The organism is Hydrogenophaga sp. (genome assembly GCF_014773545.1).
Lineage (GTDB): Bacteria > Pseudomonadota > Gammaproteobacteria > Burkholderiales > Burkholderiaceae_C > Hydrogenophaga.
The window spans coordinates 170431-193511 of record NZ_SDDV01000005.1; the positions used below are offsets into that span (position 1 = coordinate 170431).

The window sequence follows — 23081 nt, forward strand, 5'->3', positions numbered from 1 at the left end:
GAAACTGCGAAGTGTGGCAGCCGCACGCTGGGCGGCTTGACCCAGAGCAGCGCGCGGCGCAGCGCGGTGGCGGCGCGAACGCGGCTCAAGCATGGTAGGGGTGACGCAGCAAAATGGTGTGGTCGCGGTCGGGGCTGGTGGAGACCACGTGCACCGGCACGCCGGTGGTTTCCTCGATGCGCTGCAGGTAGCGCTTGGCGTTGGGGGGCAGATCGTCAAAACACGTCACACCGACCGACGTTTCGCTCCAGCCCGCCAGCGTTTCATAAATGGGCTGGCAGCGCGCAATCTCCTCTGCGCCCAGAGGCAAAATATCGATAATCTCACCGTCGAGTTCGTAGCCGGTGCACAGCTTGAGCTCGTGCAGGCCGTCAAGCACGTCCAGCTTGGTGATGCACAGGCCAGACAGGCCGTTGACCTGCGCCGAGCGTTTGAGCAAGGCCGCGTCGAACCAGCCGCAGCGGCGCGAGCGCCCGGTGGTCGTGCCTTTTTCAGCGCCGACGGTGGCCATGTGCCAGCCTGGCGTGCCTTCTTTTTGCCAGTCGAGTTCGGTCGGGAACGGGCCACCACCGACGCGGGTGCAATAGGCCTTGGTGATGCCCAGCACGTAGTGCAGCAAACCGGGGCCGACACCCGAGCCGGCAGCAGCGTTGCCGGCCACACAGTTGCTGGAGGTGACGAAGGGGTAGGTGCCGTGGTCTATGTCGAGCAAGGTGCCCTGCGCGCCTTCAAACAACAGATTGACGCCGGCCTGATGCGCCGCATTGAGCTCGCGCGAGACGTCGGCAATCATGGGCTTGAGCTGTTCGGCCTGTGCCATGGCCTCAGCGTACACCGGTTCGAATTCAATCGCACCGTCTTGCATGTATGCGGCCATTTTGTCGTCCCAGACCAAATCGGCCGCGTGCAGGTAGCTTTGCAACAGGTGGTTGTGCAGCGCCAGCAGTTCGCGCAGCTTGGCAGCAAAGCGTTCGGGGTATTTCAGGTCTTGCACGCGCAGCGCGCGGCGGGCAATTTTGTCTTCGTATGCGGGTCCGATGCCACGTCCGGTGGTGCCTATTTTTTCGCTGCCGGCCTTGTCTTTGGCGGCTTCGCGCGCGATGTCTATGGCCGCGTGAAACGGCAAAATCAGCGGACAGGCCTCGCTCACGCGCAAGCGCGAGCGCACTTCGACACCGGCTCGCTCCAGCCCCTCGATCTCCTCGAACAACTTGCCGACCGACAACACCACGCCGTTGCCGATGTAGCACTTGACGCCAGCGCGCATGATGCCGCTGGGAATCAGGTGCAGCGCGGTCTTGACGCCGTTGATCACCAGCGTGTGACCGGCATTGTGCCCGCCCTGGAAACGCACCACGCCTTGAGCGGTTTCAGTCAGCCAGTCGACCAGTTTTCCCTTGCCTTCATCACCCCACTGAGTGCCCACCACCACCACGTTGCGCCCAGCCTGAACCTGGCCGGCGGCGCTGCATTTATTCATCATTTGCTGGTTTCCGTTGAGAGCTGCTGGACTGTCCACGCGTTGGCCTGGGCCGGGTCTGACACCAGGGCGCGGTCGCAGTGAAATTCATCGACTTCGTGTTCGTGACCGGGCAACATGCAGACCACCGTCTGCCCCTGTGCCCGCAGCGCGGCCACCGCTTGCCGCAGGCCTGCTTGCGTTCCCCAGGGGGCTCGAATGGCGCTCGCGCGCGCGCGCGGCGGCACGGCGGCCACCAAGGTCTTGAGGTCCAGACTGAAGCCGACCGCCGGACGCTTGCGGCCAAACACGGCGCCGACCTCGTCGTAGCGGCCACCGCGCGCCAGCTCGACCGCCGCACCCGCACCGCCGGGCAAGGTGCAAGCAAAGATGGCAAAACGCATGCCGGTGTAATAGGCGTAGCCGCGCAGGTCCGACAGGTCGATGGAAACATCAAACCCCTGCGCCTGCTGACTCAGGCAACGCAGGCTGTCCAGTGCGGTTTGCAGCGCGGGCGAGTCTTGCAGGGTCTGGCGTGCTTCGTCCAGCACCGCGGCATCACCAAACAGGTGTGGCAGCGCGCACAGGTCGCGCCGCACCCGCGCTGGCAGGTCGCGCGCCAGGGTGTTGAGTTCCGTCACGTCCTTGGCAGCCAGCGCGGCGTGGATGCGGTGCACCTGGGCCACATCCAGCGTGCCGGGTGCCAGCACGGCGTCGACCACCCGCACGTCGGCCAGGTCGAGCAGCAACTGCCGGACTCCGGCAGTGCGCAAGCAGGCTTGGGCCAGCTCCAACACCTCCAGGTCGGCTTCGATTCCGGCGTGGCCATAGATTTCAGCACCCAACTGCAAGGGCTCGCGGCTCGCCAGCGGGTGCTCGACCCGCGTATGCAGCACCGGGCCGCAATAACTCAGACGAGCCACGCCCTGGCGGTTGAGCAAGTGGGCATCGATGCGCGCCACCTGCGGCGTGCTGTCGGCGCGCAAGCCCAGCGTGCGGCCCGAGAGCTGATCGACCAGCTTGAAGGTTTGCAGATCGAGCGCCTCGCCGGTGCCGGTCAGCAGCGACTCCAGGTGCTCCAGCAGCGGCGGCATCACCAGCTCGTAACCGTGGCAGCGGGCGGTGTCAAGCAAGGCCCGACGCAGTTCTTCGATGTGCCGCGCCTCGGACGGCAAGACATCGGCAATGTGATCCGGCAGAACCCAGGCAGACATGGGATTTTCGAACGCTGTTAAAAAAGGGATTTTACCGGGTCGGCGCAGCCGACCCGGGGTGGCCGAGCACTCCGCTCTCAGGCCAGCAACCACCACAGCAACAAACCAGCCAGGATAGAGAGCAGTCCAAAGAAGCGCAATTGGCCGTCCTGTAGCCTGAGCATTTCGCCAAAGATACGCCGCCACCAGCGCGGCGCCAACAAAGGCAGCAAGCCCTCAAGAATGAGCACCAGCGCCAGCGCTGGCCAAAACACCTGCGCCAGCGACAACTCCATTCAACGTGCTGCCTCGCTGCCGCGCATGGAGCGGAAGAATTCACCCGACGGGTCCAAAATCATGACGTCCGAACGGCTGGAAAAGCTGGCCTTGTAAGCTTCCAAGCTGCGGTAGAACTGGGCGAACGCCGGGTCGCGCCCGAACGCATCGGCAAACAGTCTGGCAGCCTGTGCGTCGCCCTCACCTTTGACGCGCTGCGCATCGCCGTAGGCCTGCGAGACGATCACCTCGCGCTGACGATCGGCGTCGGCGCGAATCTGCTCACCCTCGGCAAAGCCGGTGGCGCGCAGCTCGTTGGCCACGCGCCGGCGCTCGGCCTCCATACGCAAAAAGACCGACGCGGTGATGCTCTCGACGTAATCGACGCGGGTGATGCGCACGTCGATGATGTCCATGCCCCAGGGTTTTTCGGCCCCACGCACGGCAGACAGCACCGAACTCTTGACGTCGGCCATGAGCTGTTCGCGCTGGGTAGACAGCAATTCGGTGACGGTGCGCTTGTTGACTTCTTGCTGAAAGGCGCTGCGCACCACGCGGTTGAGCTGCAGGGCGCCGGCGCTCTCGTTGCGGCCGACGTTGCGGATATAGACCTCGGGCTCGCTGATGCGCCAGCGCACGAACCAGTCGATCACTACGCGCTGCTTCTCGGCGGTCAGCATCGGCTCGGTATCGACGCTCTCCAGCGTCAACAGCCGCCTGTCGATATAAGAGACGTTTTGGAACGGCGGCGGCAGCTTGAAATTCAAGCCCGGATCGACCACCACGCGCTGAATCTGTCCCAACTGAAAAACCACGCCAAACTGGCGCTGATCGACGACGAACAGCATCGAACTGCCGATCACCAACACCACCAGCACGCTGGCAAGAATGAAACCCAACTTGTTCATATTTGACTCTCTAGGCGATGTGGTCGCTCAACGAATTTCACGCTCGCGCAAACGCGCAGTGGCAGCGCCCGCGGCGGGAACGGCCGGGGCAGCAGCCGGCGTGGCTGGCGCAGCCGCCGGGCCAGGCGCCGCCGTGGCGGCGGGCGCAGCGGTCATCTGCATGATTTTGTCCAGTGGCAGGAACAGCATTTGAGAACCTTGCCGGCTGTCGACCAAGACCTTGGTCACGTTGGAATAAATGTGCTGCATGGCGTCGGTGTGCATGCGCTCGCGCGTCACACGCGGCGCTTTTTGGTATTCAGCCAATACCGAACGGAAGCGCTGCGCGTCACCCTCGGCCTGCGCCACGATGCGCGCCTTGTAGCCTTGGGCTTCTTCCGTCAGACGCGCCGCCGCACCGCGGGCACGCGGCACCACGTCGTTGGCGTAGGCCTGGGCTTCGTTCCTGGCGCGCTCGCGCTCCTGACCGGCCTTGAGCACGTCGTCAAACGCGGCCTGCACCTGAGCCGGCGGGCGTACACCGCCTTGTTGCATGTTGATCGCCACCACCTCGATACCGACCCGGTAGCGATCCAGAATGGTCTGCATCAGTATGCGCACGCGCGGCGCAATCTGGTCGCGCTCTTCGGCCAGCGCGGCGTCCATTCTCATGCTGCCCACCACCTCGCGCACTGCAGTTTCGGCCGCTTGCACCACGGCCACGGCCGGGTCACGGGTCTCAAACAGAAACGCGCGCGCGTCATTGAGCCGGTATTGCACCGCAAAGCGAATCTCGACAATGTTTTCGTCTGCGGTCAGCATGGCCGATTGCCGCAGGCCGGTGGCCGGCACAATGCCTTCACCGCCGACGTCCACCGAGCGGATCTGGGTCACGAAAACGGTTTCGTGGCGCTGCATCGGAAACGGCAGCCGCCAATTGAAACCAGCGCCCACCGTGGCGTGGTATTTGCCAAACTGCGTGATGACGGCTTGCTGACCTTCTTGCACGATGAAAAAACCGGTGCCCAGCCAGATCAGAGCCGCCACACCGGCAATCAAGCCGGCGCCAATGCCGGTGACCTTGGGGCTGGGGTTGAAGCTGGGCAAACCACCCCCTGCACCGCCGCCACGGCCGCCAAATCCGCCACCGGAGCCGGGACGGCCACCTTTGCCGCCGAACAAACCGCCGAGCTTGCGGTTGAAGTCGCGCCAGAGCTCGTCGAGGTCGGGCGGACCCTGATTCGGGCGCTGACCCCGTGGGGGAGGCTGATCTTGCGGCGGCGGCCGATTTTCGTCGTCGCGACCGTCCTGCGGCTCTTTGCCCGGGCCATCGTCGCCGCGCCCCCAACGGGGATCGTTCAGGTTGAAAACGCCAAACAGGCTGCGCCCGCGCGAGCGGGCGGGCGCACGAGGGCCGGTCTCGGCTTGGCCGCCGGAGCTATGCAGATTCACGTCCATGGATCACCAACTTATATGTATCAAAACCACGCCATTGTGCCCAATCAGGGCGCCACACTATCGATCCCGGACCCATGCGCCTGCGAACACGGAGTCACACCGCTAGGCTGCGCCAGCAACTGTGCCGTCAGCAGCGTGCGCAATTCGGGCAAACCCTGGCCACTGCGAGCGCTGAGGTGGATTCGAGGCACCGATTGACCTTGAAGTTCCATCATATCGACCAACACGTGGGGCGCCTGTGCCTGTGTCAGCGCGTCGAGTTTGTTGAACACCAGAATTTGCGGCAAGGTGTCGGCGCCGATGTCTTTGAGCACCTCTTGCACCGCAGCGATCTGCTCCGGCCAAGCCGGATTCGACGCGTCGACCACGTGCAGCAGCAAGTCGGCATCGGTGGCTTCTTGCAAAGTGGCGGCAAAGGCATCGATCAAGCCGTGCGGCAGGTCACGAATGAAGCCCACCGTGTCGGACAGGGAGACCGTGCGCGCGGCCTCGCCCAGGTAGAGCGCTCGCGTGGTGGTGTCTAGGGTGGCGAACAACTGGTCAGCCGCGTAGGCGCGCGCTTTCACCAGCGCGTTAAAAAGCGAGGTCTTGCCGGCGTTGGTGTAGCCGACCAGTGAAATGGTGAAGGTGTCGCGGCGCTCGCGCTGGCGGCGCTGGGTGGCACGCTGTTTCTTGAGCTTTTCCAGCCGGTCCTTGGTGCGCTTGATGGCTTGGCCTATCATGCGCCGGTCAAGTTCGATCTGGGTTTCACCCGGGCCACCGCGCAGGCCGATGCCGCCGCTTTGGCGCTCCAGGTGCGACCAGCGCCGCACCAGGCGGGTGCTGAGGTATTGCAGCCGCGCCAATTCGACCTGCAGTTTGCCCTCGAAACTGCGCGCGCGCTGGGCAAAGATCTCCAGAATCAAGAGTGTGCGGTCATTCACCGGCAAACCCAGGTGGCGCTCCAGGTTGCGCTGTTGTGCCGGGCTGAGCGAGGGGTCGAACAACACCTCGCTGGCACCGCAGGACTGGGCCAGCAGCTTGATCTCGTCCGCCTTGCCAGAACCGACGAACAAGGCCGGGTCAGGGGCGCGGCGCTTGCAACTGACGCGCCCGGCAACGCGGTAGCCGGCCGTTTGCGCCAGCAAGCCGAGCTCGCTGAGCTCGGCGTCGAAATGCGGCAGGCCAAAGTCAACACCCACCAGAATGACCGATGGCGTGACAGCGCCGGTGCTGACAGCGGTGCTCAAATCAGTGGCCCGCAGCGGCAGCCATGCGCGGGACGAGCGCGTGCGCAGTTGCGGCGCAGGTCTGAAAGCCAGAGAAAGAAAGTCAAGCCGCAGCCGCTTCGTCGCCTACTGCGGCGGAAAACTGCACCGGACGCCCCGGCACGATGGTCGAGATGGCGTGCTTGTAGACCATTTGCGTGACCGTGTTGCGCAGCAACACCACGTACTGGTCAAAAGATTCGATCTGGCCTTGCAGCTTGATGCCGTTGACCAAGTAGATAGAGACCGGAATGTGCTCGCGGCGCAATTGGTTCAGAAAAGGGTCTTGCAAAAGCTGGGCTTTGTTGTTGCTCACGATATGCTCCGTGTTCGAAGTGATTGAGAAGGCGTCAACCATACCACAGCGATGCAGCGCAAACGGCAGCGGTGGCGCTCAAGCAGCGTCTTTGAAGGGATTGGTCGAAGTCTTGAACTCGATGCGCAGCGGCGTGCCGACCAGCTCGAATGCCGCGCGAAAACGGCCTTCGAGAAAGCGTTTGTACGTCTGGGGCACGTGTTCGAGCGAATTGCCGTGGATCACGATCACCGGCGGGTTCATGCCACCTTGGTGCGCATAGCGCATTTTGGGGCGGAACATGCCGCTGCGCTGCGGCGCCTGAAACGCCAGCGCCTCCAGCAGCAAGCGCGTCAGTACCGGGGTCGACATCTTGCGCATGGCCGATGCGTGCGCCTGCGCAATCGACTTCCACAGCGGGCCCAGACCCTGGCGTTTTTGCGCCGAGATCAGGTGCAGCGCAGCAAACTTGAGGAAGGCCAGCCGGGTTTCAATCTGGCGCTCGATTTGTTGACGCTGGTAGGCGTCGACCGCGTCCCACTTATTGATCGCCAGCACCACGGCGCGCCCACTCTCGAGGATGTAGCCGGCGATGTGAGCGTCCTGGTCGGTCACGCCCTCAGTGGCGTCGAGCAACAGCAGCACCACGTGCGCGCGCTCGATGGCCTGCAAGGTTTTGATGACTGAAAATTTTTCGATCGCCTCGAACACGCGGCCCTTGCGGCGAATGCCGGCCGTGTCTATCAGCTCGTATTTTTGCCCGTTGCGCTCGAACGGCACCGAAATCGCGTCGCGTGTGGTGCCCGGCTGGTCAAACGCCACCAGGCGCTCTTCGCCCAGCCAGGTGTTGATCAGGGTTGACTTGCCGACATTCGGGCGTCCGGCCACCGCCAGCCGGATCACGCCTGCGGCGCTCTCAGGATCGCCGTCGTCCTCGGGACTGAGATCGGGAATCAACTCGAGGGCTTGCTCGAGCATGGAGCGAACACCCTGGCCGTGGGCGCCGGAGACCGGCAGCACCTGGCCTAGGCCGAGCTCGAAAAACTCCACCAGTTGCAGACCCTCGGTCATGCCCTCGGCCTTGTTGGCCACCAGCACGGTGGGCTTGCCCAGGCGCCGCAGGTACCGGGCAATCTCGTGGTCTTGCGCGTTGCTGCCGGCGCGCGCATCGAGCACGAAAATCACCACATCGGCCTCGGCCACCGCCTGCCGTGTCTGCTTGGCCATCTCGCGGTAGATGCCTTGCGCGGCGTCGGGCTCGAAGCCGCCGGTGTCGATGACGATGTACGGGCGCCGCCCAAGCTGGCCGTTGCCGTAGTGGCGGTCGCGCGTGAGACCGGCCAAGTCGGCCACGATGGCGTCGCGTGAACTCGTCAGGCGGTTAAACAGGGTGGACTTGCCCACATTGGGCCGCCCCACCAGGGCGATGACGGGTTTCACGAAAAAAACTTTCTTTTAAGGTCCGCGCGCAGCGCGAACCCGGTTCACTGCGGCCGCCAGGCGTAGATGCCGCCGTTGCGCGTTTGCACCACCAGCACATTGCCAGCCAGCACCGGGGCGGCCAGAATCGGCGAGCCGTCGGTGCTGAGCCGGTTCATTTCGCTGCCGTCCTCGCGGGAGAGCAGGTGTACCCAGCCAGCGTTGTCGCCAAACACCACCACCCGCCCGAGCACCAGCGGACCGCTGAGATTGCGGTGCTGCAAGCGTGCGCTCTCCCAGACGGGCTCACCCGAGTCGCGTTGCCAGGCCAGTACGCGGTCGTTCGCATCGGCAGTGAACAACAGGCGTTCGTCACCATGCAGACCGACGCTGCCGCGCGCCGGGCGGCTCCAGGCCAGCGTGCCGCGAGCGGCGTCGACGCAGCCGACGCTGCGCATGAAAGCGCGCACGCAAACGCTGTTGCCGACCCGGCTGACCGGGCCGACCAGGTCAACCAGGCGCTCGATCTCGTTGATGCCGCGCGGCGTGGCCAGCGCGACTTCCCAGCGCAGGGCGCCGTTGCGCGGATCAATGCCGAGCAGTCGGCCCGAGAACCCAGCCACCAGCGTGTCGCCAACCGCCAGCAACACGCCCGGCTGGCTGAGAACCAGCGGGTCGGCCGGGCGCTCCTCACGCCACAGGCGTGCGCCGTTTTTCGCATCGAAAGCCAGCACGGTGCGATCAGATGTCTGCACGAACACGCGCTCACCGGCCACCAGGGGAGCGGTGAAGACGCGCGCCGGCAGCCGCGCGCGCCAACTCTCACGGCCATCGGTGATGGCAACCAATTCGTTCTCCAGCGTCACCACGGCCACGGTGCGGCCATCGGAGCCAACACCGGCAGCCAGCGGCGTCTCCAGGTTCAGGCGCCAGAGTTCCTGCCCGCTGGCGGCGTCGATTGCCGCCACCGTGCCCGCACCGCCGGCGACAAAAACACGGTCGGCCAGCGCCAGCGGCGTCAGCACGGTGCTGGAGGCACCGACTTGGGCCGACCATGCCGCTTGCACGCCCAACAGCGCCGTGACCGGGCCCAGCTCAGCCGGACGCGGTGGTTGTGGACCGGAAGCGCAGGCTGTCAGCAGCGTCAAGCCGATGACCAGCAAGCCCCACTTGAGGGCGCTGCTGCGCTTTGGGCGTGCGCTCGACTGGCGCTTGGATTCGGGCACAGGGATCAAGATGCAGCCTCCTGAACAGCCGGCAAGGTGGCGACATCGACGCCGAGCGCGGCCAATTTGACTTCCACCAGACGGCGGTATTCGGTTCTCTCACTCATGCCACGCCAAGCGATCAGGTACTGCGCCTGGGCCTCGGCGGGCTTGCCCTGCGCCATCAACACGTCGCCGCGGCGATCGGCCAGCAGCGGCACGAAGGCGGGTGGCACCTCGGCTTGCAGCGTCAGGAGCGCCTGCTCGAACGCCTGGGCCTCGATATCCAGACCGGCCAGCCGCAGACGCGCCACCGCCTGATAGGACGGGTTGTTCGACTCGGTGAGCACCCAATTCAGTGCGCTGCGGGCGTCCTCAGGCCGACCCGCTTCGAACTGCACCCGACCCGCCAGCAGCGCCGCTTGCGCAGCAAAAATGCTCCGGCCATAGCTGTCTTTGATTTGCGTCAGCGCACGCTGCATGCGCTCGGTGTCGTTGGCCAGGGCGGCGCGTTCGATTTCTTCGTACAGCACCGCCGCCTGTGCCCCTTGGCTGCGCTGCCAAAAGCTCCAGCCGGCCCAGGCGGCAAAGCCACCGAGCACGGCGATCAGCACCCAGGTGATGAGGCTGCCGTAACGGGACCAGAAATGCTTGAACTGATCGAGCTGCTCCTGCTCTTCGAGGTTGAGTGGTGTGGCCATGGGTCAGCGAGGTTGTGAATCGGGCAATTGTAGGCGCGCCAGCCGCTCAGGCGCGGCTCAGCTCGGTGGCCCAGGCGCTTGCGTCGGCCAGCGCTCGCAGCACCTGGGCTGCAGGCGCGCTGGCGTCGTCGGCACGCGGGCCACGCAGCGGCTTGAGCGCCACCATGCCTTGCTGCAGCTCGTCGGCGCCAAAAATCAGCGCAAAACGCGCGCCGCTGGCATCAGCCTTCCTGAACTGTGATTTCATGCTGCCCAGACCGTCGGCGCTGGCGGCGTGCATGTGCACCCGCACGCCGTGCTGGCGCAGCGTGCGCAACACCGGCATGGCCTGCGCCAGTGCGGCCGCGTCGGGCAGCACGGCGTAGGCGTCGGGTTGCGGCAGCTCGGGCAGTCGGCCCTGCTCTTTGAGCAACTCCAAAATGCGCTCCATGCCCAGCGCCCAGCCCACCGCCGGCGCCGCCTTGGCGCCGATCTGGGCAAACAAATCGTCGTAGCGGCCGCCGGCGCACACCGTGCCCTGGGCGCCAAGCTGCGTGGTGACGAACTCGAACACCGACAGGTTGTAGTAATCCAGACCGCGCACCAGCCGCGGGTTGATGCGGTAGGCGATATCGTTCGCGTCGAGCAGCGCACGCAGGCGCTCGAAGTGCTCCAGCGACTGTGGCCCCAGGTGTTCAAGCAAACGCGGCGCCGCATTCACCAGCGCCTGCAAGGCTGGGTTTTTGCTGTCCAAAATGCGCAACGGGTTGCTGTGCAGGCGGCGCTTGGCGTCTTCGTCGAGCTGATCGGCGTGCGCTTGCAAATAAGCCACCAGCGCCGCGCGGTGCGCCAGTCTCTCGGCCGGCTGGCCCAGGCTGTTGATCTCGAGCGTGATACCGGTCAAGCCGAGTTCGGCCCACAGGTCGCAGGCCAGCACGATCAGTTCGGCGTCGACGTCGGGACCCACAAAACCCAGCGCTTCGACACCGAATTGGTGAAACTGACGGTAACGGCCGCGCTGCGGGCGCTCGTGGCGAAACATCGGACCCATGTAATACAGGCGCTTGGGGCCATCGTGCAGCAGCGCATGCTCTAGCACGGCGCGCACCACGCCGGCGGTGTTCTCCGGCCGCAGCGTGAGTTGTTCGCCGTTGAGCCGGTCTTCGAACGAGTACATCTCTTTTTCGACAATGTCGGTCACTTCGCCCAAGCCGCGCACGAACAGCGCCGTGTGTTCGACGATGGGGGTGCGCAGGTTGCGATAGCCGTAGCGCTGCAGCAAGGCGCGCAGCTTGTCTTCCAGCCACTCCCAGTGCGCCGACTGCGGCGGTGCGATGTCGTTCATGCCTTTGACGGCAACAATTTTTTCTGGCATTTCGATTTGGGTTGATGCCGCTGAAACCACACCGTCGCTGCGGCGTGCGGCGCTGGCACGGGTGCTCGCGGCGCGTCTGCAAACGGGTGCGCGAACGCAGGCGCGGGCTCAGGGTGTGGCGCCAAAGCGCTTTTCGACGTAGTTCTCGACGATCTGCTGAAACTCGTGCGCGATCTCGGTGCCGCGCAGCGTCAGCACTTTGTGACCGTCGATATAGACCGGCGCTGCCGGCGCTTCGCCGGTGCCGGGCAGGCTGATACCGATGTCGGCGTGCTTGCTCTCGCCCGGCCCGTTGACGATGCAGCCCATCACTGCCACCTTGAGGTTTTCCACCCCGGGATAGCGCTGGCGCCAGACCGGCATGGCCGCGCGCAGGTAGCCGTCGATCTGCTGCGTGAGCTCCTGAAAGCTGGAGCTGGTGGTGCGGCCGCAACCAGGGCAGGCGGTGACGCTGGGCACAAAGCTGCGCAGGCCCAGGGCCTGCAAAATTTCTTGCGCCACCACCACCTCCTGCGTGCGCGACTCGCCCGGCTGCGGCGTGAGCGAGACACGGATGGTGTCGCCAATACCCTGCTGCAACAGAATCGACAGCGCTGCCGTCGATGCCACCGCGCCTTTGGTGCCCATGCCGGCTTCGGTCAGGCCCAGGTGCAAGGTGTAGTCGCAGCGCCGCGCCAGCTCTTGATACACCGCAATCAGGTCTTGCACGCCGCTGACCTTGCACGACAGCACGATGTCGTCGGCGTGCAGACCCAACTCCTGGGCGCGCTGGGCCGATTCCAGCGCAGAACTGATCAGCGCCTCGTACATCACCTGACGCGCCTCCCAGGGCTGGCTGCGCTGCGCGTTCTGATCCATCAGGCGCGCCAACAGGTCTTGGTCCAGACTGCCCCAGTTGACGCCGATACGGATCGGCTTGTGCAGCCGGGCGGCAATCTCCACCATTTGTGCAAACTGGCGTTCGCCCTTGTCGCCGCGCCCGACGTTGCCGGGGTTGATGCGGTACTTGGACAGCGTCTGGGCGCAGGCCGGGTACTCGCTAAGCAGCTTGTGTCCGTTGTAATGGAAGTCGCCGATCAAGGGCACGTTGACGCCCATGCGGTCGAGCTGCTCGCGGATGTAGGGCACGGCCTGCGCGGCGGCCTCGTTGTTGACCGTGATGCGCACCAGCTCGGAACCCGCCAAGGCAAGCTCCTTGACCTGGATGGCGGTGGCCACCGCGTCGGCGGTGTCGGTGTTGGTCATCGACTGCACGCGCACCGGCGCGTCGCCGCCAACGGTGACGCGGTGGCTGCCCCAGGCCACCACACCCTGGCGGGTGCGGCGCGCCTGCGGTACCGACAGCGGGATGGCCTGTTCGCTGGCGCCGCACGGCGCTAGCGCAAGAACGGATGGGTCTTGCATATTTACTTCACCTCGAAACGGGCCACATTGCTGCGGGCATGGGGACGCAGGTTAAACGGCTGGCCGCGCAGCGTCACCTCGACCGCGTCGGCGCGTCCGATCACGACCTGGTAGGGGGGAGCCGCAGAAAAATCCATCACGTCCCCGGCCTTGAGCACGCGCCGAACCAGCACGCTGCCAGCGCCGTTGATCACTTCGACCCAGGATTCGCCGCTGGCGCGCAGCCGCAGCAAAGCGGCCTCGGTGCCAGCAGCGGCTGCCGGCCCGGCGGGCCGGGGGGGCGGCGGCTCGACCAGCGGTGCAATCGCAGGCAGCAGCGATGTGGGCGCGGTTTGCAGCGGCGCCTGCGGCTCAGGGGGAATGGGCAGCGCAGCGGCATCGGGTGGCACGGGCGCAGGCAGCGGCTCTGTGCTCAGCGTCTGGGGCAACGGCGACAGGGGCGCACGCGGCCAAAACGCCAGCAGCAAGGCCGCCAGCAAGAATGCGGCGGCGATCCAGAACACGGGGCGTGCAAACCACGCAGCCGGGGCCCAGGGTGCCAGACCCGAAGCGGGTTTGAAGGGCAGATCGAGAGCCCGCACCGCAGCGCCCAGGCGCGGCAGATGGGCAGCGGGAATCTGCTCCAACACCGGCGCCGGATCGATCTTGAGCTGGCGGCAGGCGCCAGCGGCCAAGGCGCGGGCAAAGGTCAGGTCGGGCAGTTCTTCGTAGCGACCGGCCTCCAACGCCTCAAGCCGTTTGACCGGCACTTTCAGGCTTGCAGCCAGGACGGCCACGTGCAAGCCGGCCGCTTCACGCGCCTGACGCAGCCGCAGCGGAGAACTCGGCACCTGATCGGTGCGCGCCGGCTCGGCCGCTTGCAGCGGCTGCGGGGTCTCATTCATCAAAGGCTCCGCGCTGGTGCGCCGACCACTGGCCCGACTGCGGGTAGCGCCGGCCCAGTTGTTGCGCCAGTTGCGCCATTGCCTCGGTGTTGCGCAGCCGGCGTTCGATCCGGATGCCCAGCCACAGCGTCTCGGCGTTGGCCAGTTCCGAGTTGTTCAGGCGCCGGATGATGAACTGGGCGCGCTGATCTTCGGCGCGCCGGTGCAGCAAGTTGGCCAGGTTGTAGGCCGTGATCGGGTTGCCGGGGTCGAGTTCGTAGGAACGGGCAAAATTGGCCTCGGCCTGAGCCAACTGGCCCATGCGGGTCAGGCATAGGCCGCTGGCCATCAGGGTTCGGGCTTGTCCGGCGTAAGCTGGAACGGCCAGGGCCCGGTTGAACAATTCGACCGCCTCGGCGTGGCGGCCCGACTGGCACTGAAACCAGCCGTAATTGTGCAGCGCGTCCGGGTGGCGCGGGTTGATCTGCAGGGCACGCTCGAAGCTCTCCTGCGTCAGGCGGTCGTCCTGCAGGTGCATGAAGATCAGGCCGCGCAGCACATGGGCTTCGACGAAGTTGGGGTCGGCCGCCAGCGATTGCTTGACCTCGTCGAGCGCGATCTTGACCTGGTTTTTTTCAAAATAACCCAGCGCCAACTCGAGCCGGATGCGCGCCCGTTTGCGTTGCGGCGATTCGTCGAACTCGGTCACCGGTTCGACCCCCGCACCGGCGCTGCGTCCAGCGGCACCGCTTGCACAACCTGAGAGCGCCAGCAGCAACAGCAAGCCCAGCAGCAGCGCGGCCAGCCAGTGCCCCGTGCACCGCAGCGCCCGAGCGGCCGGGTAGCCTGTACGAATGCTGCACGCCTGAGTCATAGCGATCTACCTGGGGGTCGATGCATGGAAGTGAAGCGGCTGCTCGCTGGCGCGGCGGCGCTGCGCCAGGCGCTGGACGGCATGGGTGCGGTCGCGCACGTCACCGGCCAGTTGACCGCAGGCGGCGTCGATGTCGTCGCCGCGGGTTTTGCGCACCGTTGTGACCAGGCCACCTTCGTTGAGTATCTGAGCAAAATGCAGCACCGCCGCGCGCGACGAGCGCCTGAGCCCGGCATCGGGGAAGGGGTTGAACGGAATCAGGTTGATCTTACACGGCAAAGCGCGCTGCTTGAGCAGCGCCAGCAGCTCAAGCGCGTGCTCGGGCTGGTCGTTTACGCCGTCCAGCATGCAGTACTCCAGGGTGATGAAGTCGCGCGGCGCGGCCGGCAAATAGCGCGCGCAGGCATCGAGCAGTTCGGCCAGCGGGTATTTGCGGTTCAGTGGCACCAGTGCAGTGCGCAGCGCATCGTTGGGCGCGTGCAGCGACACCGCCAGCGCCACCGGGCAGTCCTGCGCCAGCCGATCCATCATGGGCACCACGCCAGAAGTCGAGACCGTGACGCGGCGGCGCGACAGGCCGTAGCCGTGATCGTCCAGCAGCACGCGCAAGACCGGCAACAAGGCGGCGTAATTCTGCAGCGGCTCGCCCATGCCCATCAGCACCACGTTGGTGATGACACGCTCGCTGCGGCCCAGGTGTTGGCGCAGAAAAAACTCGGCCTGCCAGAGCTGGGCCACAATTTCAGCCACGCTGAGGTTGCGTGAAAAGCCCTGGTGGCCGGTAGAGCAAAAGCGGCAGCCCACCGCGCAACCGGCCTGCGACGAAATGCACAGCGTGCCGCGGTCTGGCTCGGGAATGAAAACGGTTTCGATCGCGTTGCCCGCGCCCACGTCGAACAGCCACTTGATGGTGCCGTCGACCGACTCCTGGCGCGACAACTGCGGCAGACCGCTGACGCGGCACAGCGCAGGCAACTGCTGGCGCAGGCTGCGCGCCAGATCGGTCATGGCGTCAAAGTCGGACGCGCCTTTTTGATGAATCCAGCGAAACAACTGAACCGCGCGAAAGCGCTTCTCGCCCAGTTGTTCGCAAAAGGCGACCAAGCCAGCCAGATCAAAGTCGAGCAGGTTGATCTTCATGACAGCCTGGCCAAGACGCCGATCAGCGCGTGTAAACGTTCATGCCGGCAAAGAAAAACGCCACCTCAACCGCCGCCGTCTCGGGTGCGTCGGAGCCGTGCACGGCGTTGGCGTCTATGCTGTCGGCAAAGTCGGCCCGAATGCTGCCAGCCGCAGCCTTCTTCGGGTCGGTCGCGCCCATCAGGTCGCGGTTCTTGGCGATAGCGTCCTCGCCTTCGAGCACCTGAATCATTACCGGGCCGGAGATCATGAAATCAACCAGGTCTTTGAAGAACGGGCGCGCCCGGTGCACAGCGTAAAAAGCTTCAGCTTCGCCGCGCGAGAGCTGCGCCATGCGAGCAGCGATGACCTTCAGGCCGGCACCTTCAAAACGGGCATAAATTTGACCGATGACGTTTTTGGCTACGGCGTCGGGCTTGATGATCGAGAGGGTGCGTTCGATGGCCATGGAAATCCTTGGGTTTTTATGAGTGATCGATGGGTTTTGCGCTCCGGCGCAAAGCTGCTCATTTTACAACGGGGCCGCCGGTCGATTGACGCTGCTGGCCGATCTGGCCCTGCGCCGCAACACCCAAACATCCAGAGACCTGTCTCAGCCTAAATCCGGCAGTTGACCGCGCAGTTTGCGCTGGAAACGCCCAGGAACACACACTCATTTGACCACGAAGGCAGTCACCTGCTGGGTGAGAGCGCTACGCACCCGATTGAGCCGCCCTGGGGCGCGTCCAACTGCCGGATTTAGGATGATCGACTTGGCTTCAGGCGCCTTGTTGTGCCAGCACCAGCGCGGCCAGTGCGGCGGTCTCGGCGCGCAGCACGCGCGGGCCCAGGGTGACGGGCACAAAGCCGGCGGCACGGGCGGCGGCATCTTCGCCCGGTGATAGCCCGCCTTCCGGGCCGCTGAGGAACAGCACCGGCGCAGCGGTCGCGGCGTCGCGCAGCACATCGGCCAGCGCACGCGGACCGGCCGCCAGTGAGAGCACGCAGCGCAACACCGGTGGCGTGGCATCGGGGCTGGCCTGGGCCTTGAGCCAGGTGCTGAGCTCAGCCACTGGCACGATCTCGGGCACCCGGTTGCCGCCACACTGTTCACACGCCGCGATGGCCACCGCCTGCCAGTGGGTCTGTTTTTTGGTGACGCGTTCGCCGGCGAGGCGCAGCACGCTGTGTGCGGTGTGCAGCGGCTGCACGCTGGCTACGCCAAGTTCGGCGGCCTTCTCCACCAGCCAGTCCATGCGTTCGTTGGCCGGCATGCCCAGGGCCAGGTGCACGCGGCGGCCGGCTTCACGCTCCACGCGGCGGTGGCTGTCCACCCGCACCGCCACGTCGCTGCGGCCCATGCGCAGGATGGTGGCGCTGTGTTCGCCCCCGGCGCCGTTGAACAGCGTGATCACGCCACCGGGCTGCAGGCGCAGCACCTGCACGTGCCGCGCGGCGGCTGCGGGCAGCTCCAGCTCGGCGCCGAGGGTCAGCGCGACGGGACAGTGAAAGCGCGGCATGGCGGCGTGCTCAGACGCGGCCGAAGGCGTAGCCCGAGGCGGCCTCGAGGCCTTCGATCTGGTCAATGAGTTTCAGGAACGGGCCTAGCTCGCGGTAGCGGTGCGTGGTGTGGCGGATGTAGTGAATGAAGCGCGGCGCGTCGGCCAGGTACCTGGGCTTGCCGTCGCGCAGCGTGAGCCGCGCGAAGATGCCGGCCACCTTCAGATGCCGCTGCAGGCCCATCCACTCCACCGCGCGGTAGAAGGCGCCGAAGTCGCTGTGCCAGTCCTCGAAGTCCATCAGCCCGGCCTTGCGCGCTTTTTCCCAGTAACGGATGGTGATATCAATGACGAAATCTTCTTCCCAGGTGAGGAAGGCGTCGCGCATCAGGCTGGCGATGTCGTAGCTGATGGGGCCGTAGACCGCGTCCTGAAAATCGAGCACGCCGAGTTGTTGTGCGGGCGTGGTTCCGGGCTGGGCCGGGATCATCAAATTTCGCGGCATGAAGTCGCGGTGCACGTAGACGCTGGGTGCGGCCAGGCAACGCTGGACGATGCTGTCAAAGGCCTTGTTCAGGGTGTCGGCGTCCTTGCCCTGCAGCGTGGTCTGGCGGTGCTGCGCCAGGTACCAGTCGGGAAACAGTTGCAGCTCGCGCTGGAGCAGCGGCTCATCATAAGGCGGCAGCACGCCAGGCTTGGACGCCAGCTGCCAGGCCAGCAAGGTGTCGGTGGCCTGCAGGTAGCGCGCGTGGCTGGCCGCTGGGTTCAGGGGATCGATCTGCTCCATCAGGGTCTGAGTGCCCAGGTCGGACAGCAGCATGAAGCCTTGCGGCCCGTCCCAGGCCAGGATGTGTGGCACCAGCAGGCCGGCGTCTTGCATCAGGCCGGCCACCCGCACAAAGGGCTGGCAGTTCTCCTGGTCGGGCGGCGCGTCCATCACGATGCGGCTCGCGCCGTCCACCGTGTCCACCCGCAGGTAACGCCGGAAACTCGCGTCGGCCGAGGCCGGGCGCAGCGTTGCCGGGCGCAGGCCCTGGGCGCCGACCACGCTGTGCAACCAGACGTGGAAGGCGGCTTCGCGCTGGGGGTCGGCCCACAGGACGGCGTTGGGGTTCGGGGTCATGGGCGAGGATGGTGGGCGGTAAAGACGCGCGCTGGCGGTGCGTGAAGCGTAGAGTGCATAGGATAATCGCCGCAGATTCTAAAACCCGTGTGCGCCAGCCCCAGGCCGCACCACAATGCCGCTGGATCGGCAGAGCCGACCCAGCGGTAGATGTATCAAATTTATATTGGTTTATCTGTTGTTGATAAGCCGGCATAAACTAAGTATACTTTTGCATTCATCGAGGTCAGGCCATGGATCCGCGCACCAACCCTTATGCGCCTGGCGCAGGCGCGCCGCCGCCCGACTTGACCGGGCGCGACAACATCATCGAGACCACCTCCATCGCGCTGGACCGCATGCGCGCGGGCCTGGTGGCGCGCAGCGTGATGCTGGTGGGTCTGCGCGGCGTGGGCAAGACGGTGCTGCTGAACCGCCTGCACAACGAGGCCGAGGCCAAGGGCTTCGCCTCCATGATGCTGGAGGCGCCAGAGAAGCGATCGCTGCCGGCGCTGCTGGCGCCCAGCCTGCGCGCGGTGCTGCTCAAGCTGGACCGCATGGCGGCCGGGGGTGAGCTCGCCCAGCGCGCGCTGCGCTCGCTGGGCGGCTTCGTGCAGGCCATGAAGCTCAAATACGCCGACATCGAGTTTGGGCTCGACCTCGGGCTGGAGCCCGGCGTGGCCGATACCGGCGATCTGGACGCGGACCTGATCTCGCTGTTTCGGGCTGCGGGCGAGGCCGCGAAGGAGCGCAAGACCGTGCTGGCGCTGTTCATCGACGAGCTGCAGTACGTGCCCGAAGCACAGTTGGCCGCGCTCATCACCGCGCTGCACCGCTGCGCGCAGTTGCAACTGCCGGTGACGCTGGTGGGCGCGGGCCTGCCTCAGTTGGTGGGGCAGATGGGGCGCGCCAAGTCGTACGCCGAGCGGCTGTTCGAGTTTGTCGACGTGGGGCCGCTGCCCGACGCCGCAGCGCGCGAGGCCATCAGTGCCCCGGCGGCGCGTTCGGGCGTGAAGTTCACCCAGCCCGCGCTTGACGAAATTTTGCGCCAGACGCAGGGCTACCCCTACTTTCTGCAGGAGTGGGGCAAGCACAGTTGGACCTGCGCGAAGCAGTCGCCGATCGATCTGGGCGATGTGCAGCACGCCACCGAGCGAGCGCTGGCCGATCTGGACGCGAGCTTCTTTCGCGTGCGGCTGGACCGGCTCAGTCCGTCCGAAAAGCGCTACCTGCGCGCCATGGCTGAACTTGGACCGGGGCCGCACCGTTCGGGCGACATCGCGCAGATGCTGGGTCGCGAGGTGCAGACCGTGGCGCCGATCCGCGCCAAGTTGATCGAAAAAGGCATGGTCTACAGCCCCTCGCACGGCGACACGGGGTTCACTGTGCCGCTCTTTGACGCCTTCCTGCGACGGGTTTTGCCAGCGCTGGAAGCGCTTTAGGCTGAAGGGCAAGCGATCAATAGCGACTGCATTTCGGTTGCGAGAAAATCGAGGTCACGGATTCAGGATGGGGGTTACACCCCCCGTCAAGCAAAAGCTCAGCGCCCCCCGCCCCGGCGTCGTGGGCCGCTGGCGGGGCGGATGCGGCTGTCTTCCTGTTCGCGCCGGCGCTGCAAGGCGTCATGGCCGATATAGCCCTGCGAGGTTTTCAGCGGGTCTGGCTGGGCCGCGCGGCCGTTGGCCGCTTTCGGCCTGGCCTGGCCAGTCGGCGACCGCAAGCTCTGGCCCGAGCGGGGCGCGCCGGGCGACGCCTCGCCCCGGCGACCGGCCGGCTTGCCGAGCGCCGGGCGCGCCGGGCGCTCAGGTTCTGATTTTGCACGCGTTGCCGGGGGCCGGCTACCCGGGCGCGCCGGATCAGCCCCGCCTGGACCCGCAGCAGCGCTCAGACGCTCGATGTCGCGCAGATCGAGCTCGAGCCAGACGCCGCGCTTGAGTCCGCGCGGCAGCATCATGGCGCCGTAACGAATTCGGATCAGGCGGCTGACCGCGTGGCCCACCGCCTCGAACATGCGCCGCACTTCACGGTTGCGCCCCTCGCCAATGGTGACGCGGTACCAGCAGTTGGCCCCCTCGCCGCCGCCGTCTTCGATGCTGGCGAACTGCGCCATGCCGTCGTCGAGCCGCACGCCGTCGAGTAGGCGCTTCTTTTCTTCGTTCGAGAGCGCACCGAGCACGCGCACCGCGTATTCGCGCTGCAAGCCAAAGCGCGGATGCATCAGGCGGTTGGCCAGCTCGCCGGAGTTGGTCAGCAGCAACAGCCCTTCGGTGTTGAGATCGAGCCGGCCAACCGACTGCCACTTACCCTGTTGCAGGCGTGGCAGGCGGCGAAACACGGTCGGGCGGTTTTGCGGGTCGTCGTGCGAGACCAGCTCGCCGGCCGGCTTGTGGTAAGCCAGCACGCGCGGCGGCGGCGGCTGCAAACGCACCCGTACCGGCTTGCCGTTTACCTTGATCTGGTCGCCGAATTGAATGCGCTGGCCGATGTGGGCCGGCTCGCCGTTGACCGAAATGCGGCCCTGCAAAATGAGTTGCTCCATCTCCAGCCGCGAGCCCATGCCGGCCTGCGCCAGCACTTTGTGCAGCTTGGGCGATTCGACCTCGGGGGCGAGCACGCGCTTGCCCGGTGGCGGCAGGTCTTGCTCCTGCTCGGCGTCAAATGCGCCGCTGACCACGTCGTCAAAACGCAGCGCTGGCGCGCGCTGCTGTGGCGCTGACCCGGCTGCAGCGCCAGCACGGTCGCCCGGGCTGCTGGCGGGCGGCGCGCCGGTGTCGATGAGATCGGAAGGCGGGTTGCAATTGGACGCCGGATTCATGGTGTTCCTGGGTGGCTGGTGGGTGTCACGGCTGCGGGCTGGGGCGGCAATCGGCTCCCGAGCGGGTCGGGTTCGGGGCGCTGCGGCGCAGCAGCCGGTGCCGGGCCGCCTTCAAGCGGCGGCAACTGGTCGAGTGAGGCCAGACCCAGATCGTCGAGAAACTGGCGCGTGGTGGCAAACAGCGCCGGACGGCCGAGCGTTTCGCGCTGGCCGACAACTTCGATCCAGCCCCGGTCTTGCAGTTGCTGGAGCATCTGCGAGTGGATGCCGACGCCGCGAATCGCTTCCATGTCACCACGTGTGACCGGCTGGCGGTAGGCGATGATGGCCAGCGTCTCGAGCGTGGCGCGGCTGTATTTGGGCGGTTTTTGCAGAGACAGGCGCTCCATGTAGGGCCACAATTCGGGCCGGCTCTGAAAACACCAGCCACTGGCGACCTGCACCAACTCGACGCCGCGACCGCTGCACTCTCGTTGCAACTCGGCCAGAGCGGCCTCGATCACCTCGGGAGCGACTGCGCCGGCAAACAGCGCCAGCAGCGCACGCAGCCCGAGCGGCTCGGGCGTGCAAATCAGGGCCGTCTCTAGGACGCGCTTGACATCCAGGGTGTTCATGTCGTGGTCGCTCGGTGGCGAAGCTTCGGCCCGGACAAAATGGCGTCGGGCCGCAAAAGCAAGTTGCTGCTGCGCAGGAAAACCAAACGGCGGCACCGCTGGGTTCAAGGCGGGGATCAGCCAGGAGAGTCGGGGTCAGGGGCGAAAGGGCCCAGACAGCGCCAACTCCAGAGCAGGTGGACAGCAGTCAAACCTGGCGCGCACCAACAGGCAGCCGGTTTTTCATCAGTCCCATTGCGCGCCATTGTAGCGGAGCCCTGACTGTGCCAGTGCCGCCAGAAAATCAGCCGGTGCCTGGGCCTTAAAGTCCAGCGGCTGCCCCCCGGTTGGGTGTTGCAGCCGCAAGCGCGCGGCGTGCAAAGCCTGCCGGTTCAGACCCCATAGCGGGCGCCCACCGTACAGCACGTCGCCCACCAGGGCATGACCGAGCCAGGCGCAGTGAACCCGAATCTGATGCGTGCGCCCGGTATGCAACTGGCAAGCCAGCAAGCAGGCCTGCTCTGTGCTGTCTAGTACTTGCAGCGTGGTCTGCGCCGTTTTGCCGCTGCTGGAGTCTGGGCCGTGCACCGCCATGCGCAAGCGGTTGCGGCTGTCGCGGCCAATGGCTTGATCGACCTGCTGCAGCGGCGCGCCCAGCCAGCGCCCGTGCGCCAGCGCCAGGTATTGGCGCTTGACGGTGCGCGCGGCAATCGCGCGCACCAACGCCTGTACCGCCACCTGGCTCTTGCCAACCAGCATCAGACCCGATGTCTCTTTGTCGAGCCGGTGCACGATGCCGGCGCGCGGCAGCCCGGCCGCGCCGGCGTGGTGGGCCAACAACCCATTGAGCAAGGTGCCGCTCCAGTTGCCCGGCGCCGGGTGCACCACCAGGCCGGCGGGTTTGTTGATCACCAGCAGGTCGGCGTCTTCGTACACCACGTCCAGCGCCATCGCCTGCGGCACGAAGGCCTGCGCCTGCAGCGTCGGCCGCAGCGTCACCTGCAGGCAGTCGCCCACCGCGACGCGCGCCGCCGGCTTGCGCCAGACGACCTCGCGCAGCAAGACCTCGCCCTCGGCCACGAGCTGTTGCAAGTAGGCGCGTGAGAACTCGGGCACGAGCTGCGCCAGCGCGCGATCCATGCGCCAGCCGTGCATCTCCAGCGGCACGGCAAAGCGCCGCTGCTGCGCCTGGGCCAGGCCGTCGTCGCCGAACTCGGCTTCCCAGGCGCCCTCTGCGGCGGGTTGAACCCGCGCCGCGCACCCGGTCGATATAATTTCCGTTGCCAAAACCTGGTTGCCCTGTTCTTAAAGGTATGCG

General features: G+C 66.0%; 22 protein-coding genes. 1 reads left to right on the top strand and 21 read right to left on the bottom strand.

Features of this window, described 5'->3' with window-relative positions:
* Positions 1-85: 85 nt before the first annotated feature.
* From EST26_RS05645 to EST26_RS05730, 18 genes are all read right to left on the bottom strand, one after another.
* Entirely contained in the window at positions 86-1480 is a 1395-nt protein-coding gene (locus EST26_RS05645; protein WP_291066079.1) for an adenylosuccinate synthase, read from the bottom strand.
* The gene (locus EST26_RS05650) at positions 1480-2673 is read right to left on the bottom strand and encodes an ATP phosphoribosyltransferase regulatory subunit (protein WP_291066009.1); all 1194 of its coding nucleotides are present in this window, start codon (positions 2671-2673) and stop codon (positions 1480-1482) included. The genes EST26_RS05645 and EST26_RS05650 overlap by 1 nt, the downstream gene beginning before the upstream one ends.
* Positions 2674-2750: 77 nt before the next feature.
* The gene (locus EST26_RS05655; protein WP_291066010.1) at positions 2751-2948 is read right to left on the bottom strand and encodes a DUF2065 family protein; all 198 of its coding nucleotides are present in this window, start codon (positions 2946-2948) and stop codon (positions 2751-2753) included.
* Complete coding sequence (gene hflC / locus EST26_RS05660; RefSeq protein WP_291066012.1) at positions 2949-3836, bottom strand: protease modulator HflC; 888 nt, start codon at positions 3834-3836, stop codon at positions 2949-2951.
* Between the two features lie 27 nt (positions 3837-3863).
* Positions 3864-5273, bottom strand: a complete 1410-nt coding sequence (gene hflK / locus EST26_RS05665; protein WP_291066015.1) for an FtsH protease activity modulator HflK — start codon at positions 5271-5273, stop codon at positions 3864-3866.
* Positions 5274-5317: 44 nt separating this feature from the next.
* On the bottom strand, positions 5318-6502 hold the full coding sequence (gene hflX / locus EST26_RS05670) for a GTPase HflX (protein WP_291066017.1): 1185 nt from the start codon (positions 6500-6502) through the stop codon (positions 5318-5320).
* An 82-nt stretch (positions 6503-6584) separates the two neighbouring features.
* Positions 6585-6878: an RNA chaperone Hfq gene (gene hfq, locus EST26_RS05675; protein ID WP_291066019.1), complete on the bottom strand. Its 294-nt coding sequence runs from the start codon at positions 6876-6878 to the stop codon at positions 6585-6587.
* A gap of 36 nt (positions 6879-6914) precedes the next feature.
* Entirely contained in the window at positions 6915-8255 is a 1341-nt protein-coding gene (der, locus tag EST26_RS05680; RefSeq protein ID WP_291066021.1) for a ribosome biogenesis GTPase Der, read from the bottom strand.
* A 44-nt stretch (positions 8256-8299) separates the two neighbouring features.
* The gene (bamB, locus tag EST26_RS05685; protein ID WP_291066082.1) at positions 8300-9460 is read right to left on the bottom strand and encodes an outer membrane protein assembly factor BamB; all 1161 of its coding nucleotides are present in this window, start codon (positions 9458-9460) and stop codon (positions 8300-8302) included.
* A gap of 5 nt (positions 9461-9465) precedes the next feature.
* Positions 9466-10140 carry a tetratricopeptide repeat protein gene (locus tag EST26_RS05690; protein WP_291066023.1) on the bottom strand — a complete coding sequence of 225 codons (675 nt, stop codon included), beginning with the start codon at positions 10138-10140 and terminating at the stop codon, positions 9466-9468.
* A 46-nt stretch (positions 10141-10186) separates the two neighbouring features.
* Positions 10187-11494, bottom strand: coding sequence for a histidine--tRNA ligase (gene hisS / locus EST26_RS05695; protein ID WP_291066025.1), 1308 nt, complete (start codon positions 11492-11494; stop codon positions 10187-10189).
* Between the two features lie 108 nt (positions 11495-11602).
* A complete protein-coding gene (gene ispG / locus EST26_RS05700) occupies positions 11603-12898 on the bottom strand; it encodes a flavodoxin-dependent (E)-4-hydroxy-3-methylbut-2-enyl-diphosphate synthase (protein ID WP_291066028.1) in 1296 nt (431 codons plus the stop codon).
* Between the two features lie 2 nt (positions 12899-12900).
* Positions 12901-13782, bottom strand: a complete 882-nt coding sequence (locus EST26_RS05705; protein ID WP_291066030.1) for a helix-turn-helix domain-containing protein — start codon at positions 13780-13782, stop codon at positions 12901-12903.
* Positions 13775-14635, bottom strand: coding sequence for a type IV pilus biogenesis/stability protein PilW (gene pilW, locus EST26_RS05710; RefSeq protein ID WP_291066031.1), 861 nt, complete (start codon positions 14633-14635; stop codon positions 13775-13777). Before pilW ends, EST26_RS05705 begins: the two co-directional genes overlap by 8 nt.
* 6 nt (positions 14636-14641) lie before the next feature.
* On the bottom strand, positions 14642-15775 hold the full coding sequence (rlmN, locus tag EST26_RS05715; protein ID WP_291066033.1) for a 23S rRNA (adenine(2503)-C(2))-methyltransferase RlmN: 1134 nt from the start codon (positions 15773-15775) through the stop codon (positions 14642-14644).
* A 22-nt stretch (positions 15776-15797) separates the two neighbouring features.
* Positions 15798-16223: a nucleoside-diphosphate kinase gene (gene ndk, locus EST26_RS05720; protein ID WP_291066034.1), complete on the bottom strand. Its 426-nt coding sequence runs from the start codon at positions 16221-16223 to the stop codon at positions 15798-15800.
* Between the two features lie 310 nt (positions 16224-16533).
* The gene (locus tag EST26_RS05725; RefSeq protein ID WP_291066036.1) at positions 16534-17274 is read right to left on the bottom strand and encodes a 16S rRNA (uracil(1498)-N(3))-methyltransferase; all 741 of its coding nucleotides are present in this window, start codon (positions 17272-17274) and stop codon (positions 16534-16536) included.
* Between the two features lie 10 nt (positions 17275-17284).
* On the bottom strand, positions 17285-18376 hold the full coding sequence (locus tag EST26_RS05730; protein ID WP_291066037.1) for a phosphotransferase: 1092 nt from the start codon (positions 18374-18376) through the stop codon (positions 17285-17287).
* Between the two features lie 233 nt (positions 18377-18609).
* On the opposite strand from EST26_RS05730, the gene EST26_RS05735 reads away from it, so the two are divergent.
* Complete coding sequence (locus EST26_RS05735; protein WP_291066039.1) at positions 18610-19797, top strand: AAA family ATPase; 1188 nt, start codon at positions 18610-18612, stop codon at positions 19795-19797.
* A gap of 98 nt (positions 19798-19895) precedes the next feature.
* Here EST26_RS05735 and EST26_RS05740 read toward each other — a convergent pair whose 3' ends face one another.
* The 3 genes from EST26_RS05740 to EST26_RS05750 form a co-directional block, all read right to left on the bottom strand.
* On the bottom strand, positions 19896-21170 hold the full coding sequence (locus EST26_RS05740; RefSeq protein ID WP_291066040.1) for a pseudouridine synthase: 1275 nt from the start codon (positions 21168-21170) through the stop codon (positions 19896-19898).
* The gene (scpB, locus tag EST26_RS05745; RefSeq protein WP_291066042.1) at positions 21167-21784 is read right to left on the bottom strand and encodes an SMC-Scp complex subunit ScpB; all 618 of its coding nucleotides are present in this window, start codon (positions 21782-21784) and stop codon (positions 21167-21169) included. Before scpB ends, EST26_RS05740 begins: the two co-directional genes overlap by 4 nt.
* Before the next feature lie 225 nt (positions 21785-22009).
* On the bottom strand, positions 22010-23050 hold the full coding sequence (locus EST26_RS05750) for an RluA family pseudouridine synthase (protein WP_291066044.1): 1041 nt from the start codon (positions 23048-23050) through the stop codon (positions 22010-22012).
* Positions 23051-23081 lie beyond the last annotated feature (31 nt).

What these genes read in the sequence shown, in the direction of transcription:
- EST26_RS05645 (WP_291066079.1), bottom strand. Translation starts at nt 1,480, where the DNA reads ATGAATAAATGCAGCGCCGCCGGCCAGGTTCAGGCTGGGCGCAACGTG.
- EST26_RS05725 (WP_291066036.1), bottom strand. Translation starts at nt 17,274, where the DNA reads ATGCCGCGCTTTCACTGTCCCGTCGCGCTGACCCTCGGCGCCGAGCTG.
- ndk (WP_291066034.1), bottom strand. Translation starts at nt 16,223, where the DNA reads ATGGCCATCGAACGCACCCTCTCGATCATCAAGCCCGACGCCGTAGCC.
- EST26_RS05730 (WP_291066037.1), bottom strand. Translation starts at nt 18,376, where the DNA reads ATGACCCCGAACCCCAACGCCGTCCTGTGGGCCGACCCCCAGCGCGAA.
- ispG (WP_291066028.1), bottom strand. Translation starts at nt 12,898, where the DNA reads ATGCAAGACCCATCCGTTCTTGCGCTAGCGCCGTGCGGCGCCAGCGAA.
- EST26_RS05690 (WP_291066023.1), bottom strand. Translation starts at nt 10,140, where the DNA reads ATGGCCACACCACTCAACCTCGAAGAGCAGGAGCAGCTCGATCAGTTC.
- hfq (WP_291066019.1), bottom strand. Translation starts at nt 6,878, where the DNA reads ATGGTTGACGCCTTCTCAATCACTTCGAACACGGAGCATATCGTGAGC.
- pilW (WP_291066031.1), bottom strand. Translation starts at nt 14,635, where the DNA reads ATGACTCAGGCGTGCAGCATTCGTACAGGCTACCCGGCCGCTCGGGCG.
- rlmN (WP_291066033.1), bottom strand. Translation starts at nt 15,775, where the DNA reads ATGAAGATCAACCTGCTCGACTTTGATCTGGCTGGCTTGGTCGCCTTT.
- scpB (WP_291066042.1), bottom strand. Translation starts at nt 21,784, where the DNA reads ATGAACACCCTGGATGTCAAGCGCGTCCTAGAGACGGCCCTGATTTGC.
- hflC (WP_291066012.1), bottom strand. Translation starts at nt 3,836, where the DNA reads ATGAACAAGTTGGGTTTCATTCTTGCCAGCGTGCTGGTGGTGTTGGTG.
- EST26_RS05740 (WP_291066040.1), bottom strand. Translation starts at nt 21,170, where the DNA reads ATGAATCCGGCGTCCAATTGCAACCCGCCTTCCGATCTCATCGACACC.
- EST26_RS05650 (WP_291066009.1), bottom strand. Translation starts at nt 2,673, where the DNA reads ATGTCTGCCTGGGTTCTGCCGGATCACATTGCCGATGTCTTGCCGTCC.
- EST26_RS05735 (WP_291066039.1), top strand. Translation starts at nt 18,610, where the DNA reads ATGGATCCGCGCACCAACCCTTATGCGCCTGGCGCAGGCGCGCCGCCG.
- hisS (WP_291066025.1), bottom strand. Translation starts at nt 11,494, where the DNA reads ATGCCAGAAAAAATTGTTGCCGTCAAAGGCATGAACGACATCGCACCG.
- EST26_RS05705 (WP_291066030.1), bottom strand. Translation starts at nt 13,782, where the DNA reads ATGAATGAGACCCCGCAGCCGCTGCAAGCGGCCGAGCCGGCGCGCACC.
- hflK (WP_291066015.1), bottom strand. Translation starts at nt 5,273, where the DNA reads ATGGACGTGAATCTGCATAGCTCCGGCGGCCAAGCCGAGACCGGCCCT.
- EST26_RS05655 (WP_291066010.1), bottom strand. Translation starts at nt 2,948, where the DNA reads ATGGAGTTGTCGCTGGCGCAGGTGTTTTGGCCAGCGCTGGCGCTGGTG.